Source organism: Rhodanobacter sp. MP1X3, from assembly GCF_014207165.1.
GTDB lineage: Bacteria > Pseudomonadota > Gammaproteobacteria > Xanthomonadales > Rhodanobacteraceae > Rhodanobacter.
The window spans coordinates 309,499-327,026 of sequence record NZ_JACHCO010000001.1 but is presented as its reverse complement, the minus strand read 5'-3'; the positions used below and the strand labels follow the sequence as shown (position 1 = coordinate 327,026).

The 17,528-nt window shown below is 60.2% G+C and carries 10 protein-coding genes; 8 read left to right on the top strand and 2 right to left on the bottom strand.

Annotation, left to right across the window (positions count from 1 at the left end; translation table 11 throughout):
• Nucleotides 1–56 precede the first annotated feature (56 nt).
• From HDE79_RS01285 to HDE79_RS01255, 8 genes are all read left to right on the top strand, one after another.
• The gene (locus HDE79_RS01285; protein ID WP_184600117.1) at nt 57–1,583 is read left to right on the top strand and encodes a DHA2 family efflux MFS transporter permease subunit; all 1,527 of its coding nucleotides are present in this window, start codon (nt 57–59) and stop codon (nt 1,581–1,583) included.
• A gap of 157 nt (nt 1,584–1,740) precedes the next feature.
• Complete coding sequence (locus tag HDE79_RS01280; protein ID WP_184600116.1) at nt 1,741–2,262, top strand: acyloxyacyl hydrolase; 522 nt, start codon at nt 1,741–1,743, stop codon at nt 2,260–2,262.
• 190 nt (nt 2,263–2,452) lie between these two features.
• A complete protein-coding gene (locus HDE79_RS01275; RefSeq protein ID WP_184600115.1) occupies nt 2,453–3,901 on the top strand; it encodes an MATE family efflux transporter in 1,449 nt (482 codons plus the stop codon).
• 218 nt (nt 3,902–4,119) lie between these two features.
• Nucleotides 4,120–5,775, top strand: coding sequence for a multicopper oxidase domain-containing protein (locus HDE79_RS01270; protein WP_184600114.1), 1,656 nt, complete (start codon nt 4,120–4,122; stop codon nt 5,773–5,775).
• A gap of 208 nt (nt 5,776–5,983) precedes the next feature.
• Nucleotides 5,984–8,029: an alkaline phosphatase family protein gene (locus HDE79_RS01265; protein WP_184600113.1), complete on the top strand. Its 2,046-nt coding sequence runs from the start codon at nt 5,984–5,986 to the stop codon at nt 8,027–8,029.
• 99 nt (nt 8,030–8,128) lie between these two features.
• Entirely contained in the window at nt 8,129–8,608 is a 480-nt protein-coding gene (locus HDE79_RS01260) for a DUF3617 family protein (protein WP_184600112.1), read from the top strand.
• Between the two features lie 870 nt (nt 8,609–9,478).
• Nucleotides 9,479–9,790 (top strand): hypothetical protein, encoded by a 312-nt coding sequence (locus tag HDE79_RS22180; RefSeq protein WP_343205891.1) that lies wholly within the window; start codon nt 9,479–9,481, stop codon nt 9,788–9,790.
• A 59-nt stretch (nt 9,791–9,849) separates the two neighbouring features.
• Nucleotides 9,850–10,134, top strand: a complete 285-nt coding sequence (locus HDE79_RS01255; protein WP_184600111.1) for a hypothetical protein — start codon at nt 9,850–9,852, stop codon at nt 10,132–10,134.
• A 763-nt stretch (nt 10,135–10,897) separates the two neighbouring features.
• Here the strand turns inward: HDE79_RS01255 and HDE79_RS01250 are convergent.
• Both HDE79_RS01250 and HDE79_RS01245 read right to left on the bottom strand, forming a co-directional pair.
• Nucleotides 10,898–14,071, bottom strand: coding sequence for an efflux RND transporter permease subunit (locus HDE79_RS01250; protein WP_184600110.1), 3,174 nt, complete (start codon nt 14,069–14,071; stop codon nt 10,898–10,900).
• A 248-nt stretch (nt 14,072–14,319) separates the two neighbouring features.
• Nucleotides 14,320–17,493 (bottom strand): efflux RND transporter permease subunit, encoded by a 3,174-nt coding sequence (locus tag HDE79_RS01245; protein WP_184600109.1) that lies wholly within the window; start codon nt 17,491–17,493, stop codon nt 14,320–14,322.
• Nucleotides 17,494–17,528: the final 35 nt, after the last annotated feature.

Below are 17,528 nucleotides of genomic sequence, written 5' to 3'. Positions count from 1 at the left end.
CCCGATCTGCTCCTGCGTGAAGGCTGCGCGCCCGACATCCCCGACTGAAGATCCCCATGGCCGAACCATTCCGTCCACCCAACCTTGCACTGAGCACGATCGGCCTCTCGCTGGCCACGTTCATGCAAGTGCTGGACACCACGATTGCCAACGTGTCGCTGCCGACGATTGCCGGCAACCTCGGCGTGAGCAATGACCAGAGCACCTGGGTGATCACCTCGTTCGCGGTCAGCATGGCGATCTCGCTGCCGCTGACCGGTTTTCTCACGCGGCGCTTCGGCGAGGTGAAGCTGTTTGTCTGGAGCACCCTGCTGTTCGCATTGACCTCGTTTCTGTGCGGCATCTCGCAAAGCATGGGCATGCTGATCGTGTTCCGTGCGATTCAGGGCGCGGTGGCCGGCCCGATGTATCCGATCACCCAAAGCATGCTGATCGGCATCTATCCGCCGGAAAAACGCGGCATGGCGCTGGCGCTGCTGGCGATGGTGACCGTGGTGGCACCGATCGCCGGTCCGATCCTGGGTGGCCTGATCACCGACAACTATTCGTGGCCATGGATCTTCTTCATCAACGTGCCGATCGGCATCTTCGCCAGCATGGTCGTGGCCAACCAGATGAAGGGCCGCGTCGAGCAGACCCAGCGACCGAAGATCGACTATGTCGGCCTGATCACCTTGATCATCGGCGTGGGCGCGCTGCAGATCGTGCTGGACAAGGGCAATGACGATGACTGGTTCAACTCGAACTTCATCATCTTCACCAGCATTGTGTCGGCGATTTCGCTGGCGGTATTCCTGATCTGGGAACTCACCGACAAGGACCCGATTGTCGATCTCAAACTGTTCCGACACCGCAATTTCCGCTACGGCACGATATCGCTGATGTTTGCCTACGCCGCCTTCTTTGCGATCGGCCTGCTGATTCCGCTGTGGCTGCAGCGCAATCTCGGCTACACCGCCACCTGGGCCGGTTACGCCACTGCACCGCTGGGCGTGATACCGGTATTGCTGACGTTCGCGGTCGGCAAGTACGCCACGCGATTCGACCTGCGCATGCTGGCATCAGGCGCGTTTCTGGTGATGGGCTCGACCTGCTTTCTGCGCTCGGGTTTTTACCTCGACATCGACTTCTATCACGTCGCCATGGTGCAGTTGCTGCAAGGCTTGGGAGTGGCACTGTTCTTCATGCCGGTGCTAACCATCCTGCTATCGGATCTGAAGCAGAACGAGCTCGCTTCCGGCGCCGGTCTGGCCACGTTCCTGAGAACCTTGGGTGGCAGTTTTGCAGCCTCACTCACCACGTTCCTGTGGGATCGCCGCGCCATCGTGCATCACGAGCAGCTGGCGGAAAGCATCACGCCCTACAGCCCAACCGCACAGACGGCCATCTCGCAACTGGGGCGCGGCGATGCAACGGCCGGCAGCAGCGTGATCAACAACATGATTACCCAGCAGGGTTACCAGATTTCATTCAACGAAGTGTTCCACGTGCTGGGTTGGATTTTTATCGCATTGATCGCGGTGATCTGGATGACCCGACCACCGTTTGCAGCAAAGGCCGGCGCAGCGTCGGGTGGTCATTGATATGGCGCACTTCAATCAACCTTTACGCATCGTTTCCGGCGCCCGCTTGAAATTCAAGCGAGTCGCCAGCAGTTGAGCTAAGCCTGGATTCACCTTGAAGCGACGCGTCATCGAAAATCATCCATCAACTTTTATATCGGAAGATAGGGATTCCCTCATGCGACTGCCCGCCAAATCGCTGCGCGCTGCCTTAGCGCTAGCACTTCTAAGCCTGACCCTGCCAGCCGCGGCGACCACGTTCGAGGTTGAGGCCGGGCGCAGCTATTCCAACAGTTACGGCACGAATGCCGCTTTCGTCGAAGGCGTTTTCGATGCCCAACCGATCGGCAGCAGCCTGTTCAGTTGGGAACCCGATGTGTCGCTGGGCTGGCTCGACGGGCGTGACCTCTATGAACACCATATCGAAGGCAAAAACACCCGTGAGAATGCTTTCCTGGCCGGCGCCGGTGCGCGCTTTCAGTATGGACAGCAGGGTGATTGGTACCGGCATCTGTTTTTCAGCTTCCAGCCCACGTACAACACCGGTCGCACACCGGGGCTGAGCGGCCCTCTGGAGTTCGCCAGTACGTTCGGCTGGCAGGGAAAGCATTTCAGTTTGCAGTTACGACATATATCCAACGCAGGCCTTCACGAACCCAATCGCGGTGAAACCATGGCGCTGGCAGGCCTGAGTTTCTGACAGGCACTGTATCGGCATGTTGATAATGAGATCCCCAGTCCATGCGCTGGGGATTTTCTTTTCCAGCTATGGAAACGAGCCTTTCAGGACTTTCTGAGCGATGATGCGTCGTTTACAAACGATGGCACCCTCAACTTGATGTAGCCATCGTCGTCTGCGTTACCCAAATACCTCCTCCGGAAGTGTCCGCATGTCTTCACCCAGATCCCGGCAACCGCTGCTGACCGAAGGCCCGATCGCCCGCACGCTGCTGTTCTTTGCGCTGCCGATTCTGGGCAGCACCGTGCTGCAGTCGCTCAACGCATCCGTCAATGCCATGTGGATCGGCCATTACCTTGGCGAGGCCGCGCTTACCGCCGGCAGCAACTCGTCGCTGATCATCTTTCTGCTGCTGAGCATGGTGTTCGGCGTAAGCATGGCGAGCACCATCCTGGTGGGACAAAGCCTGGGCGCGCGCAATATCAACGAGGCCAAGCGCGTGGTCGGCACGGGTACCGGATTCTTCGTCGCGCTATCCATCCTGGTTTCTGTGGCCGGTTATCTGGGCACCGAATCGATCCTGCGCCTGCTCGGTACGCCGGCGGATGCTCTGCCGTTTGCGATTGCCTATCTGCATGTGATTTTCATCGCGATGCCACCGATGTACTTCCTCAACTTTCTGATGATGACACTGCGCGGCGCCGGTGATTCGAAGACGCCGCTGATCTTCATGGGATTGGCCGTGGTGCTGGACATCGTGCTCAATCCGCTGCTGATTTTCGGCGTGGGTCCGCTGCCGAAGATGGGCATAGCCGGCTCGGCCACGGCCACCCTGATCGCGCAGATCATCGCGCTGGCCGCGCTCATCACGACGCTGTACCGACGCAAGCATTTCCTGCGGTTGACGGGCGCGGAGCTGAGCTATCTGAAACCGGACCCGGCACTGCTGCGTGCACTGGTGTTCAAGGGTCTGCCGATGGGCCTGCAGATGATCGTGATATCGAGCTCCGCGATCCTGATGATGCGGCTGGTGAACGCCTATGGCTCGCACACCGTGGCAGCCTATGGTGCTGCAAGCCAGCTGTGGACCTACGTACAAATGCCGGCGATGGCGATCGGTGCGGCGGTGTCGTCCATGTCCGCACAGAATGTTGGCGCGCGGCTGTGGGATCGGGTCAGTCGTATCGCGCGTGCGGGGCTGCTTTACAACTTTCTGCTGGGCGGCACACTGATCGGCATCATCTACCTGTTCAACCGCGCGGCGCTGGGACTGTTTCTTCCGAACGATGGCGAGGCGATCCGGCTGGCAATGCACCTGAACATCATCGCCATGTGGTCGTTCCTGTTCTTCGGCGCCACGTTCGTATTGTTTGGCGTGGTGCGCTCAACCGGCGCGGTGTGGCCGCCATTGGTCATGCTGCTGATTTCGATGTGGCTGATCCGTCCGCCGTTCGCGCTGCTGCTGCAATCCCGACTGGGTGCAGATTCGATCTGGTGGAGCTTCCCGCTAGGTTCGCTGGTAGCGATGCTGCTGGCGATGAGTTATTACCGCTGGGGTGGCTGGCGTCGCGCGCACATGCTTGAACCCACCGCGGCCGAACAGGCACCGAGCACAGGCCAGGGCGCGCCGGCCAGCTCGGTGATGCAGGCGATAGACTGAGACGTTTCTACTGACGAAAGTTCTTCCGTTCATGTGCCGGCAGGCAGCAAATCAAATCGAGCAGTCGCAATAAAAAGCTGCCACACAACTGTCATCCAGCCTGCCTAGAGTGTTTGCATGACTCGCGCACTTCCGTTCGGTGAATTGACCGCTTTCCTTTTTTTCGCCGCTGGGCCCGCTATTTCAAATGGCCGTCCAACTCAAGAGCCGCCCTCTCGGTGACGCTGTCGCGGCGTCAGTTTCTGTGCAGTGCCGGCGGCCTCATCGGCGCCTATGCGTTGAGCGATGCGCTGCGGCTGGCTTCGGCAGCCGAAGCACCGGCGATGTCCATGCCGATGAAGCCGGCCGGCATGGCCATGCCGACGCTGGCGGCGCCCAATGTTCCGCTGCTCAACCCCACCTCGCTCGTCAAATTCGTCGATGCGCTGCCGGTGCCGTCGATAGCGCGCGCCACCGGTCAGCGCACTCATCCCGCGTATCCGAACCGCAGCCTGCCGTATTACCGCATGGAAATGCAGGCCTTCCGCGCGAAACTGCACCGCGACCTGCCCCCCACACCGATGTGGGGTTACAACGGTAGCTCGCCCGGCCCGACCATTGAGACAAGACGCGGCGAGCCGCTGCTGATCGAATGGGCAAATGCCCTACCCACAAAACATTTCCTGCCGATCGATCACACCATCCACGGCGCAGAAAAAGACAAACCGCTGGTACGTGCCGTGACGCACGTGCATGGTGCGCGCGTGCCAGCTGGCAGCGATGGCTGGCCGGAGGATTGGTACATACCGGGCAAATCCGTGCAGTATCACTACCCGAGCGTGCAGGATGCGGCGACGCTGTGGTACCACGATCACGCGATGGGCATTACCCGGCTCAATATCTACGCAGGGCTTTTCGGTGCATTCAACGTGCACGATGCCGACGAACAGGCGCTCAACCTGCCCTCCGGTGATTACGATCTTCCGCTGATCCTGTGCGATCGGCTGATCGCAAGAGATGGCCAACTTTATTACCCGGTGTCCGACGACCCTTCCGCACCGTGGGTATCGGAGTGTCACGGCAACGCCGTGTTGTGCAACGGCAAGCTGTATCCGTACTTCGAGGTTGAACCGCGGCGCTATCGACTGCGCCTGATCAATGTCGCCAACACCAGTTTCTTCGATCTGTCGCTATCGCACGGCCACGCCTTTCAGCAGATCGCCAGCGATCAGGGCCTACTGAGCGCGCCACTGGAACGCTCGCGCATCGAGCTGTATCCAGCCGAGCGCGCGGAAGTGATCGTGGATTTTTCCGGAATGGATGGCCAGTCGCTGCAGCTGCGCCAGCAATCCGAAGGCATTCTGGAATTCCGCGTGCGCGACCGTGGGAATAAAGATACCTCCGTGCTGCCAGCTATGCTGCGACCCGTCGCACGCATCGACCCCGCCAGCGCCGTACGTGATCGCCAGCTCGCGCTGGGCGAGCAGGACGATGCCAGCGGCAACGCCATGACGATGTTGCTCGACGGCAAGATGTGGTCCGATCCGATCAGCGAAAAACCACGGCAGCACACGACGGAAACCTGGAGCTTCGTCAACATCACCGGTGACGCGCATCCGATTCATCTACATCTGGTGCGCTTCCAGATCATCGATCGCCGACCGTTCGACCTGTTCGCCTGGAACGCGCATCGCATCGTCAAATACACCGGGCCCGCCGAGGTGCCGCCGCCGCACGAAGCCGGCTGGAAAGATACCGTGCGCACCGATCCCGGCATGGTCACACGTATCGCGATGCGCTTCGATGGCGAGCCTGGCCGCTACGTATGGCATTGCCATTTCCTCGAGCACGAGGACAACGAAATGATGCGTCCGTACGAGCTTCTGCCGGCGTGAGTTGCGTGTGTTCCTGCGAATTTTCACACAGGTTTTTACGCTGTCGTCGCGCTGTCATACACAGCTCGCGGGCTGTCGCACAAGCGCCAACGGAACGTCATGTTGACGGCACAGACTCCCGCCGACCGTTGTGCCCGCAATGCCGACGGTTACGAATCAGGGGGAACCATTCGATTGCAGCTCAGTTGCAACTGCAGGAGACAAAGTCATGCGTATACCGATTAGCCGCAAACACTACAAACCGCTCTTGCTCGGCCTGTTAACCGTTGCCATTGCCGGCGTGGTCAGCGCGCAGAGCACCACACCACCGGACAAGGACGCCGCGTTCCGTCAGGATGTGCCAGCCGCCGCTTCCAAGCATCAGGTGGGTCTGCCCGGTGGCATCGTCACGCTGCATAGTCCAGGCCAGGGCGGTGATCGCAGCGGATACACCCGCACGCCGATCAAGCATGTGATCCTGCTGATCGGTGAAAACCGCACCTTCGACCACGTGTTCGCGACCTATACGCCACCCAAGGGTCAAAGCATCAACAACCTGCTGTCCGAAGGCATCGTCAATGCCGATGGCACCCCGGGCCCCAACGTCGCCAAAGCGCAGCAGTGGCAGGCCTCGCAGACCGGGACTTACTCCAACAATCCGACGCACACCACACCGTTTACGGCGCTGCCATCCATGAACACCGGCGGCGCACCGACGCAGGCACCTTTCTCGTCCGCCGCGCAGGCGCAGTCGATCGAACCTGCATTGCCAACGGACAGCTATGCCGAACTCGCTGAAGGCGGCACGGGCCTGCCCAACGATGTGGTCGACACGCGCTTCCCCACGCAGCTGGCCAATGCACCGGTCGACATGCATGCGTCGCTCAGCTACAACGACTACGCCAACAGCCCGGTCCATCGCTTCTTCCAGATGTGGCAGCAGCTCGACTGCAGCACGGCGACCGCCACGGCGAAAAACCCCAGTGGCTGCCGCGCCGATCTTTTCCCATGGGTTGAAACCACCATGGGTGCCGGCAACAACGGTGTGACGCAGCCGGCCAACTTCACCAACGAGAGCACCGGCGAAGGCTCCACCGCGATGCAGTTCCTCAACGTGGCGAAGGGTGATGCGCCGTACTTTGCCGAGCTGGCCCGCACCTATACCTTGAGCGACAACTTTCACCAGTCCGTGATGGGCGGTACCGGCGCGAATCACATCATGCTCGGTTTCGGCAATCCGATCTTCTATGCCGATGCCAACGGCAACCCGATCGTGCCACCGACCAACCAGATAGAGAATCCGAACTCGCAGTCCGGCACCAACAACTGGTGGGTGCAGGACGGTTACGGTGGCGGTTCCTACGTCAACTGCGCGGACGACACGCAGCCCGGCGTGGCTTCGGTGAAGGGCTATCTGAAGTCGCTACCGTACCGCACCTTCCGCGGCACGGATTGCAAGCCGGGTGCGTATTACCTGGTCAACAACTACAACCCGGGCTACATGGGTGACGGCACACCGGCTCCGCTGGGCAGCACGCAGTTCACCATCCCGCCGACCAAGCAGGACAACATCGCCTTGCTGCTGAGCAAGCACAACGTGAGCTGGAAGTACTACGGCGAAGGCTGGGGCGATGGCAAGGAGAACGGTGAGGCAGGTACCTTCTGCAACATCTGCGACCCGTTCCTCTACTCCACCCAGATCATGACCAACCCGACCCTGCGCGCGAACAATCAGGATATCAACGACCTCTACAACGATATCCAGAACGATACGCTTCCCGCAGTATCCATCGCCAAACCGGATGGCATTCTGGACGGCCATCCGGCATCGTCCAAACTCGAACTCTTCGAAGGCTATGTGCAGAAGATCGTCGAGATGGCGAAGGCGAACCCGAAGGTTTGGGATGACACCGTGATCATGGTGACCATGGACGAAGGTGGCGGCTTCTACGACTCCGGTTACGTGCAGCCGATCGACTTCTTCGGTGACGGCACGCGCATCCCGCTGTTGGTGATCTCGAAGTACTCCGAAGGCGGCCGCGTGGTGCACACGTACTACGACCATGTCTCGTTCGACAAATTCGTCGAAGCCAACTGGGGTCTGTATGACACCATCTCGCCACGCAGTCGCGACAACCTGCCGAACCCAATCGCAAGATTCAGCAACCCGTACGTGCCGCTCAACGCGCCGGCCATCGGCAATCTGATGGATATGTTCGACTTCCGGCGCGGTGGTTGGGCGACCGCAGCGGTCCAGGACGGCACGCAAAACTGATGACGTAAGGTGCACTCCTGCTAACGCGGGAGTACACATAAAGGCCCCGGGCAGCTGCCCGGGGCCTGCTTTGTTTTTGTTAGCGGAGATCGATTCATCATGCATCTGCCCATTCAAAAGACGCGACGCGCAGGTCACCGGCCCAACGTCCGTCGCCGCTTTATCGTGTTTCTACTCCTCGCTGCTGCGCTAGGCAGCACCGCGACACTCGCCGATCCCGGCGACTTCCAGGCGATGCCCGGCCTGTGGAAAGTCATCACAAGCATCGTCAATCACGGCCAGGCCGGTCAGCCAACGATCACCTGGCACTGTGTGGATGAAGGCGCCGATCCGTGGGTCGAATTTGCCAACATCGATGTACCGAACCAGACGAAGTGCTTGCGCGGCGATCAACATCGCCGCAGCACCGCGCTGGACTGGTCATTCAGCTGTCCGGGCCCGACGTCAGCCACCGGCAACGGACGCGTTGATTTCGATTCGCCGGAGCACTACACGGCGAGCATCACGATGAAGGATCAGGGTGAGGTGATTCGCGTGGAGGGGAAGCGGTACGCGGCTTGTACCAGTCCTAGCGACTGATTTGGTTTTACTGTTTTTGAAACGGAGCTTTCGTCCTCCTGCGTAGGGCGAGTTACTTTCTCTTGCGTGGCCAAGAGAAAGTAACCAAAGAGAAGGCCACCCCACTTGGCGCTCGCCGGGCTACGCCCGCCAAGTCCGTGAGCCGAGGCCGGTCTTTTCGACAGGACTCCTGCCCTGACGAAAAGGAATCGACATCCATGTCGATTCCCCTGCGGGCCTGTCGACCTCGCCTCACCGCCGCACAGGGGAGTTGGAAGAGCAGCTCGCGCTACGAATCTGCATTCGGCTTACACAAACTCAACCGACAATCGTTGTCCCTCGCATCTGCTATCACCTCACTTTTGAGGGCGTAAGACATAGCGACTTATTTCGTGAAATATGCAAAGTCATGACTTGGTGCCATCAACGAGAACGCATCACCCCAAAGCGTTGTCTCGCCTAGACTTCCCCGCTTGACGGAATTCATTCCGAACCGGAACATTCATTGCATATGCCCCGATATGGGGTCTAACAAGCGTTAGAGCCTAGGTGAACAATGTCGCCCATTGAGTTGAAGGCATCGCTAGCTAAAACTCTTCGACATCTCGCAGCAAGCCGCTTTTATTTGCCGCAAACGCTGCCAAGCCAAGATGCTGATGCCTGCTGGTTATCGATGCAGGAGTTCTTACATCACAACGAATTTGGTCTTGCTCTCGACGACGCTGTGGAGCTTGGTGAGCTATGCGGCGGTCCAAAGGAGTTCTGGGCCGAGTTACACAGCGCTGCTGTAAACATGGGCCTTCAAAGCGAAGTAGCATTGCTAGAAGCTAGGCTCTAGCTATTCGTTCAAGGCGGACGGGTACGCCGCCGCTTAACTCCAGCGTTAGGCCCATGACAAGACACTGTAGCCATTGCGGGTTAGCACTACACGAGGTCGGAGATTTCCGCGCTCACTGGATCAGTGTCTTCGAGTGCCCTAGTGGCGCGTCCCTTCATAACTTTGTAGAGGTTGGTGATCCTCGGTGGATATTTCCACTGTTGGACTTGAGTCTTGGTGTCAAAGATCGCTTAGTCGACGCAGACCAAGCGCTAGTTAAGCTCGCTGTCTCACGGATACGGATGATTGACTACAAGACCGTCACCATCATTGGTTTCGAGCAAACACTCCTTGGCTGCTACAAGGAGTCTAGCCATCAGGCATAGACACGACGGGCTCAAGCCGAAGCCGCTTCGCGGCTCGGCCTAATTCAGCGTTAGGTGCTATGGAATACATCGATGTCAAGTGGCTTCACGAATACAGCGAAGATCCAATTCGTCTGGTCTCTGAATTGGATGGTCAACGCTACGAAATTCGTAAACTTCAGTTCTTTCGCAGCGGCGCTGTCGGCTTTGCCTGCAAAGATCAGTGTTCTAGCGGCACCGATCTCGGCACTATGGCGGTTCCATCATTGACGGAGATCAACGCATCCTCGGAGTTCTCCGATGTTGCTATCACTGCTCAGTTGTTCGAGCATCTGTGGCATCAGCATGTCTCGGGGTGCATCTAACATTTCGCTCAAGGCGGGCGCCCTTGGCGCTGCTTAACTCCAACGTCAGCAGGCATATGAATTCTGCGCCGTCTCCAGTTCGCACCTACTTCCGAACGGCGTTTCGGTGGCAAGCTGGCCGGCAACATTCCGGCTACGACAAAATGCTCCTTCTCCAGAGCATGTGGCCACTACCATTCGACATATACATCCTCCGTTTTTCTCAGGGATCAGAAATTGCGCCGCATACTGACCCGGTTTCATTTGGTCGACACTATCGCCTCAACGTAGTCGTTAAGCGCGCAGCTTCTGGTGGCGATTTTGTATGTTCCACGCCAATCTACGCGTCTACGCGCATCAAATTTTTCCGGCCTGACGCGTGCGAGCACAGTGTTACGCGAGTAACCAAGGGTTCCCGCTACGTGCTCAGCATTGGGTGGGTGCGGCGTGGCTAAGCCTGCTAACGACTCGTTCAAGGCGGACGCCTCAGGCGCTGCTTAACTCCAGCGTTACAAGATTAAATTGATTTACGGGAAAGCTGCTCTGCTTTCCACTCCCCTGTGCGGCGGTGAGGTGAGGTCGACAGGCCCGCAGGGGAATCGACATGGAGGTCGATTCCTTTTCGCCAGGGCAGTAGCCCTGTCGAAAAGCCCGGCCTCGGCTCACGGACTTGGCGGGCGCAGCCCGGCAAGCGCCAAGTGGGGTGGCCTCTCTTTTGGTTACTTTTCTCTGGCCACGCAGAGAAAAGTGACTCGCCCTCCGAAGGAGGACGAAAGCTTTCACTTCAGCCCGCAGCTGGCACCGATTTACCCAACGCCTTGAGTCGCTTTTTCGCCGCTCGGCGTTCTTTGCGCGCCGCCTTGCGAATCTTCCGATCGTGATTCCACAAATAAATCGCCGGCGTACTCAATAGAGTCAGCAGCTGCGACACCAGCAAACCACCAACAATGGCAATACCCAGCGGCTGGCGCATCTCCGATCCCACACCCAAACCGATCGCCAGCGGCAACGCCGCACCCATCGCAACGAGAGTCGTCATGGTGATCGGGCGGAAGCGCACCAGCGCGGCTTCCCGAATCGCTTCGGGCGCCGACAGGCCGCGTTCCCGTTCGCCGACCAGGGCGAAGTCGACCATCAGAATTGCGTTCTTCTTGACGATGCCGATCAACATCAGGATGGCAATAATCGCCATCAGGCTGAGCTGCGTGTGCGTCACCAGCATCGCCAGAAACGCGCCTGCGCCGGCAGCTGGCAAAGTGGAAAGGATCGTCAGTGGATGGCCCAGGCTTTCGTACAAGATGCCCAGCACGATGTACATCGCGACGATCGCCGCCAGCAGCAGGATCATGCCGTTGGACTGCGCCTGCTGCAGGCGCTGGTTCTCGCCAGTGAAATCGAGCCGCACCTCACCCGGCAGATTGGCCGCCGCCGCAATCTGCTGCACCAGCGCCACGCCCTTGTCCTGGGTGATGCCCGGCGCGAGGTTATAGTGGATTTCCGAGGCCTGCTGCTGGTCTTCGTGGGTGATCAGGGTGGGCGCGAGATTGGGTTCGATGTGGGCCAGCGCGGACAACGGGACCATCTGGCCCTGCGTATTGCGCACGTAGAGGTCGAGCAGGGTTTCCGGGCTGATCCGCTCGGCGGCGGTTGACGTGAGCACCACCCAATACTGGTTGATGTCCGAGTAAATGATCGATGCCTGCCGTTGTCCGAACGAGTTGTACAGTGCCGAATCGATCGTGCCCACGCTCACCTGCAGCCGCGAGGCGGCATCGCGATCGATCTTCAACAACTGCTGCTTGCCGACGCTGTCGAAGTCGCTGCTGATATCGCGCAGCTCCTTGTGCGTGCGCATCAGTTGCTCCACCTTGAGCGACACAGGCTGCAGATCGCCGCCACTGCTGTCGATCAGCTGAAAGGAATACTGGCCGCCGCGATTGTTGCCGCTACCACCGCCGAGAAACTGCACCGGATCCAGGTACACCCCGACGTCCGCCAGTTTCTGGTAGCGCTCGCTCAGCCGCGCCAATATCACCTTGGCGCTTTCACGGCGCTGCCCCGGGCCGCTGCCCTTGGGCTTGAGGTCGATATACATCGTGCCGTTGTTGCCGACCGCGCCGCCGGGGCCGTTGTCGTTGCCGAGGATGGTGGTGGCGTCGAATACCGCCGGATCGGCCTGGGCGATGGCGCCAACCTGCTTCACGCGTTCACTCATCAGCTTCGGCGAAATATTGGCGTCGGCCTGGATCTGTGCCTGCAGCAAACCGGTGTCCTCCTCCGGCATGAAGGCACCGCCGGCGGTCTTTACCACCGCGACGCCCAATGCAACAGTCAGGAGCAGCAGCAGCAGCGGCTGCCAGCGCATCAGCCGGCGATGATGCAGGGCCCAGTCCAGCGCGCGCTCATAAGCACGGTGCAGGCCGCGATCGAAGCGTTCCAGCGCGCGTTCCAATCGCCCCGGTAGGTGCTCGCCGACGTGCTCGAACTTGAGATAAGTGCCACACAGCGCCGGCGTCAGCGTCAGCGACACCAACGCCGAGATCACTACCGCCGCGGTCAGGGTGACCGAGAACTCGCGCAGCAGCTTCACCAGCAGGTTGTTACCGAACAACAGCGGCGCAAACACGGCGATCAGCGACAGCGTGATCGAGATCACCGTGAAACCGATCTCGCGGGTGCCGTTCAATGACGCCTCCAGCGGAGTCTCGCCGTGCTCCATGTGCCGCACGATGTTCTCGATCACCACGATCGCGTCGTCCACCACGAAGCCGATGCACAACACCAACGCCACCAGCGACAACGTGTTCAGCGTGTAGCCGAAGGCCCACATCACCACGAACGCGCCGGCCAACGACAGCGGCACGCTCAGCATCGCGATCAACGTCGGCCGCAATCGGCGCAGGAATACCAGCATCACCAGCGCCACCATCACGATGCTGATCAACAGTGCCACCTTCACCTCGTGCAGGGCCGACTTGGTGGTCTGGGTGAGATCGAACATCGGCGTGAGCTGCACGTCCGCCGGCAGCCATTGGCGCAGCTGCGGCAGCTTGGCGCGAATCGCGGCGGCGGTGGCCACGGAGTTCGCTTCTGGCCGCTTGCTGATATTGAGGATCACCGTGCGCTGACCGTTGAACCAGGCGCCCTGGTATTCATCTTGCTGGCCGCTGCTGATGGTCGCTACGTCCGACATGCGCACCGGCACGCCATTCTTCATCGCGATCAACAGATCGGCGAATTCGGCCGGCTCGTGCAAGGCGTCGTTGGCGATCAGCGTGGTCTGAATGCGCCCATCGCTCAAGGTCCCTTGCGGCGAGCTGACATTGGCGGCGATCAGCGCATTGCTGACGTCGTTGGCGGTAAGCCCCTTGGCTGCCAGTGCGGCCGTATCCAAGGCGATGCGCACCGCATGCGGCGAGCCGCCACCCACCTGCACGCGGGCCACGCCCGGAATCTGCGCCACCGCCGGCCTCAGCAGCGTATCCGTGAGGTCGTACAGTTTTTCCGGTGGCAGGCTGGTCGAGGTCAGCGCAACCAACAGCACCGGAATCTGCGAGGTGTCGAATTTGAAATATTGCGGTGGCGTCGGCAGGTCGGCGGGCAGATCGGGCGCCGCGGCATTGATCGCCGCCTGCACGTCACGAGCGGCCTTGTCCGCGCTGCGGCCGAGATTGAAGCGGATCTGTACGAACGCCGCACCTTCGTTGCTTTCCGAGTGCATTTCATCGATGCCGGGAATGCGGCCCAGGTGACGTTCCAGCGGCGCCACCACGGTGGACGCCATGGTCTGCGCGCTGGCCCCAGGCTGCTGCACCACAATGTAGACGCCCGGAAACTCCAGCGACGGCAGCGCGGCCACGCCAAGCAGCAAGTAGGCGCAGATGCCGGCGAGTATCAGGCCAAGGGCAAGCAACGAAGTGCCGGCCGGGCGGCGAATCATGGGGGCAAAGATATTCATGACGCTTCCGTGGCTTGCAACCATAGCGGCGCGCCACCACACACGAATACCGTCGCAATGGGCGGTATTTGAGTGGCCGTGACGTGCGTCTCGATCATACCGACGTTATGCCTGTCGGCGAGCCATAACGTATGTGCCTTAAGTCCTCACCCTGTCGAAAGGCAGGGGGTGCTGCTCCGTAGCAAACTCCCCAATGAAGTCTGGGGAGAGAAGACAGTTCCAGGCATAGCGAGATGATCGCGTTTGCTTCAGCCCGCAGCCAGCGCCGACTTACCCAACGCCTTGAGCCGCTTTTTTGCCGCCCTGCGTTCTTTGCGCGCTGCCTTGCGAATCTTCCGGTCGTGGTTCCAAAGATAAATGGCTGGCGTACTCAGCAAGGTCAGCAACTGCGAAACGAGCAGACCACCGACGATGGCGATGCCGAGCGGCTGACGCATCTCCGAACCGACGCCGAAGCCGATCGCCAGCGGCAGGGCAGCCCCCATCGCAACAAGCGTGGTCATGGTGATCGGGCGGAAGCGCACCAGCGCCGCCTCGCGGATCGCCTCGGGTGCGGGAAGACCGCGCTCACGTTCAGCGACGAGGGCGAAGTCGACCATCAGGATCGCATTCTTTTTCACGATACCGATCAACATAAGGATCGCGATGATGGCCATCAGGCTGAGCTGCGTTTGCGTGACCAGCAGCGCGAGAAACGCGCCGGCGCCGGCAGCAGGCAAGGTGGAGAGAATCGTCAGTGGATGGCCGAGGCTTTCGTAGAGAATACCCAGCACGATATACATCGCGATGATCGCGCCCACGAGCAGTATGTAGCCATTGCTTTGGGCCTGCTGAAAATTCTGATTGGCACCAGTGAAATCGACGCGCATGCCTTCGGGCAACTGCACGATCGCTGCCGCCTGGTTGATCAGCGCGATGCCCTTGTCCTGGGTCACGTCCTTGGCCAGGTTGTAGTTGATTGTCGACACCTCCATCTGGTTATGGTGGCGGATGCGCGTTGGCGTGAGGCTTGGCGCAATGCTCGCCATCGCCGATAGCGGAATCATGTTGCCCTGCGTATTGCGCACGTAACTGTTGAGCAGCGCTTGCGCGCTGATGGATTCGGCCGCAGCGGAATTGAGCACCACGCGATACTGGTTGAGGTCGGAATAGATCACCGACACCTGGCGCTGGCCGAACGAGTTCTGCAGTACCGAATCGATCGCACCCATGCTGACCTGGAGGCGGCTGGCGGCATCGCGATCCACCTTGATCATCTGCTGCTTGCCGACCTGATCGAAGTTGCTGCTGACATCGCGCAGCTGCTTCAACGTGCGCAACTGACGCACCATCTTCAGCGTCCATGGCTGCAAATCGCCGCCGTCGGCGCTGACGAGCTGGAATTCGTACTGGCCGGCGTTGTCGCCGCTGCCGCCGCCGCCGAGAAACTGCACCGGTGAGACTTCGACGCGCACGTTGGGCAGCGCGTCGAGTTTCTTGCCCAACCGCTCGATCAACACCTTGATGTTTTCATGGCGCTCATCCGGGCCGCCGCCGCGCGGCTTGAGATCGACGAACATGCTGCCGTTGTTGCCGACAGCGCCATTACCGCCACCGTTGGCTCCCAGAATACTGAGGATATCGACGACATCGGGCTCGGCCTGGATGATGCTGGCCGCATGCTTCACACGCTCGGTCAGCAAGCTTGGCGAGATATTGGTATCCGCCGTGAGGTCGACTTCCAGCTGGCCGGTGTCCTCGTCCGGCATAAAGGTGCCCCCAGCGGTCTTTATCACGGCAAAGGCCAGAGCGCAGGTGAGAATCAGCAGCAGAAAAGGTTGCCAGCGCATCACGCGTCGATGCCGCATGGCCCAGTCCAGAGCCCGCTCATATCGCTGATGCAGACCACGGTCGAAGCGCTCCATCGCCAGCTCGATGCGCGACTGCTCGCGCACGACGCCGGGTGCATCCTGCTTGAGCAGCAACCCGCACAACGCGGGAGTCAGGGTCAGCGATACCAAGGCAGAGATCACCACTGCAGCGGTAAGCGTCACCGAAAACTCGCGCAGCAACAGCACCAGAATGCTGTTGCCGAACAGCAGCGGCGCAAATACCGCGATCAAGGACAGCGTAATCGAAATAACCGTGAAACCGATTTCGCTGACGCCAACCAGGGACGCTTCCAGCGCGTCCTCTCCGTGCTCCATATGCCGCACGATGTTTTCGATCACCACGATCGCATCGTCGACCACGAAGCCGATGCACAGCACCAGCGCCACCAGCGACAAGGTATTGAGCGTATAGCCCAGTATCCACATCATCACGAAGGCACCGGCCAGCGAGAGCGGCACGCTGAGTGTGGCGATCAGCGTGGGTCGTAATCTGCGCAGGAACACCAGCATCACCAGCACAACCAGCACGATACTGATCGCCAACGCCACTTCGACCTCATGCAGAGCCGACTTGGTGGTCTGGGTCAGATCAAAGATCGGCGTGATGGTGATATTGGCCGGCAACGCGGCGCGCAGCTGCGGCAGCTTGGCGCGGATTGCTTCAACAGTAGCGACCGCGTTGGCCTCTGGGCGCTTGCTGATCTGCATCGCTACGGTCTTGCTGCCGTTGAACCAGGCGCCCTGGTATTTGTCCTGCTCGCCACTGTAGACCTTGGCCACATCGGACATGCGCACCGGAACGCCGTTGGTGTCGGAAATCAAGATCTTGCCGAAATCTTCCGGCGTCTGCAGTCCGTCATTTGCCGTCACCGTCATCTGCGTGCGGCCGTCGGAGAGCATGCCCTGCGGCGAGGTGACGTTGGCGGCGATCAGCACATTGCTGATGTCGTTCGCGGTCAGCCCCTTGGCAGCGAGCGCATGCATGTCCAGATCGATACGCACCGCGTGCGGCGTGCCACCGAACACCTGCACCTGCGCCACGCCCGGAATTTGCGCCATCGCAGGCTGCAGCAGCGTATCGGTAAGGTCGTAGACCTTGTCGATCGGCAGCCCATCGGATTTCAGGGTGACCAGCAAAATCGGAATCGACGCCGTGTCTGCCTTGAAGTACTGCGGCGGACTCGGCAACACGGGTAAATCGGCCTGCGCCGCATTGATGGCGGCCTGCACATCGCGCGCGGCCTTGTCCGTATCGCGTCCAAAATGAAAGCGCACGACGACGGTCGCCGAGCCTTCGGTCGCATTGCCGTACATTTCGTCGATGCCGGGAATCTGGCCCAAGTGCCGTTCCAGCGGCGCCAGCACCGTGCTGGCCATGGTTTGCGCGCTGGCACCAGGTTGGGCCGCCTGCACGAAAACCACCGGCAGCTCGAACGACGGCAACGCCGCCACGCCAAGCAGAAAATAGGCGCAGATGCCGGCGAGTATCAGGCCCAGGGCAAGCAGCGAAGTGCCTGCCGGGCGGCGGATCATGGGGGCAAAGATATTCATGGCGCTTCCTTGGCCTGCAAGCATAGCGGCGAGCC

Excerpts from the sequence above, each read along its gene's own strand:
- HDE79_RS01285 (WP_184600117.1), top strand. The coding sequence starts at position 57 with ATGGCCGAACCATTCCGTCCACCCAACCTTGCACTGAGCACGATCGGC.
- HDE79_RS01280 (WP_184600116.1), top strand. The coding sequence starts at position 1,741 with ATGCGACTGCCCGCCAAATCGCTGCGCGCTGCCTTAGCGCTAGCACTT.
- HDE79_RS01275 (WP_184600115.1), top strand. The coding sequence starts at position 2,453 with ATGTCTTCACCCAGATCCCGGCAACCGCTGCTGACCGAAGGCCCGATC.
- HDE79_RS01265 (WP_184600113.1), top strand. The coding sequence starts at position 5,984 with ATGCGTATACCGATTAGCCGCAAACACTACAAACCGCTCTTGCTCGGC.
- HDE79_RS01260 (WP_184600112.1), top strand. The coding sequence starts at position 8,129 with ATGCATCTGCCCATTCAAAAGACGCGACGCGCAGGTCACCGGCCCAAC.
- HDE79_RS22180 (WP_343205891.1), top strand. The coding sequence starts at position 9,479 with ATGACAAGACACTGTAGCCATTGCGGGTTAGCACTACACGAGGTCGGA.
- HDE79_RS01255 (WP_184600111.1), top strand. The coding sequence starts at position 9,850 with ATGGAATACATCGATGTCAAGTGGCTTCACGAATACAGCGAAGATCCA.
- HDE79_RS01250 (WP_184600110.1), bottom strand. The coding sequence starts at position 14,071 with ATGAATATCTTTGCCCCCATGATTCGCCGCCCGGCCGGCACTTCGTTG.
- HDE79_RS01245 (WP_184600109.1), bottom strand. The coding sequence starts at position 17,493 with ATGAATATCTTTGCCCCCATGATCCGCCGCCCGGCAGGCACTTCGCTG.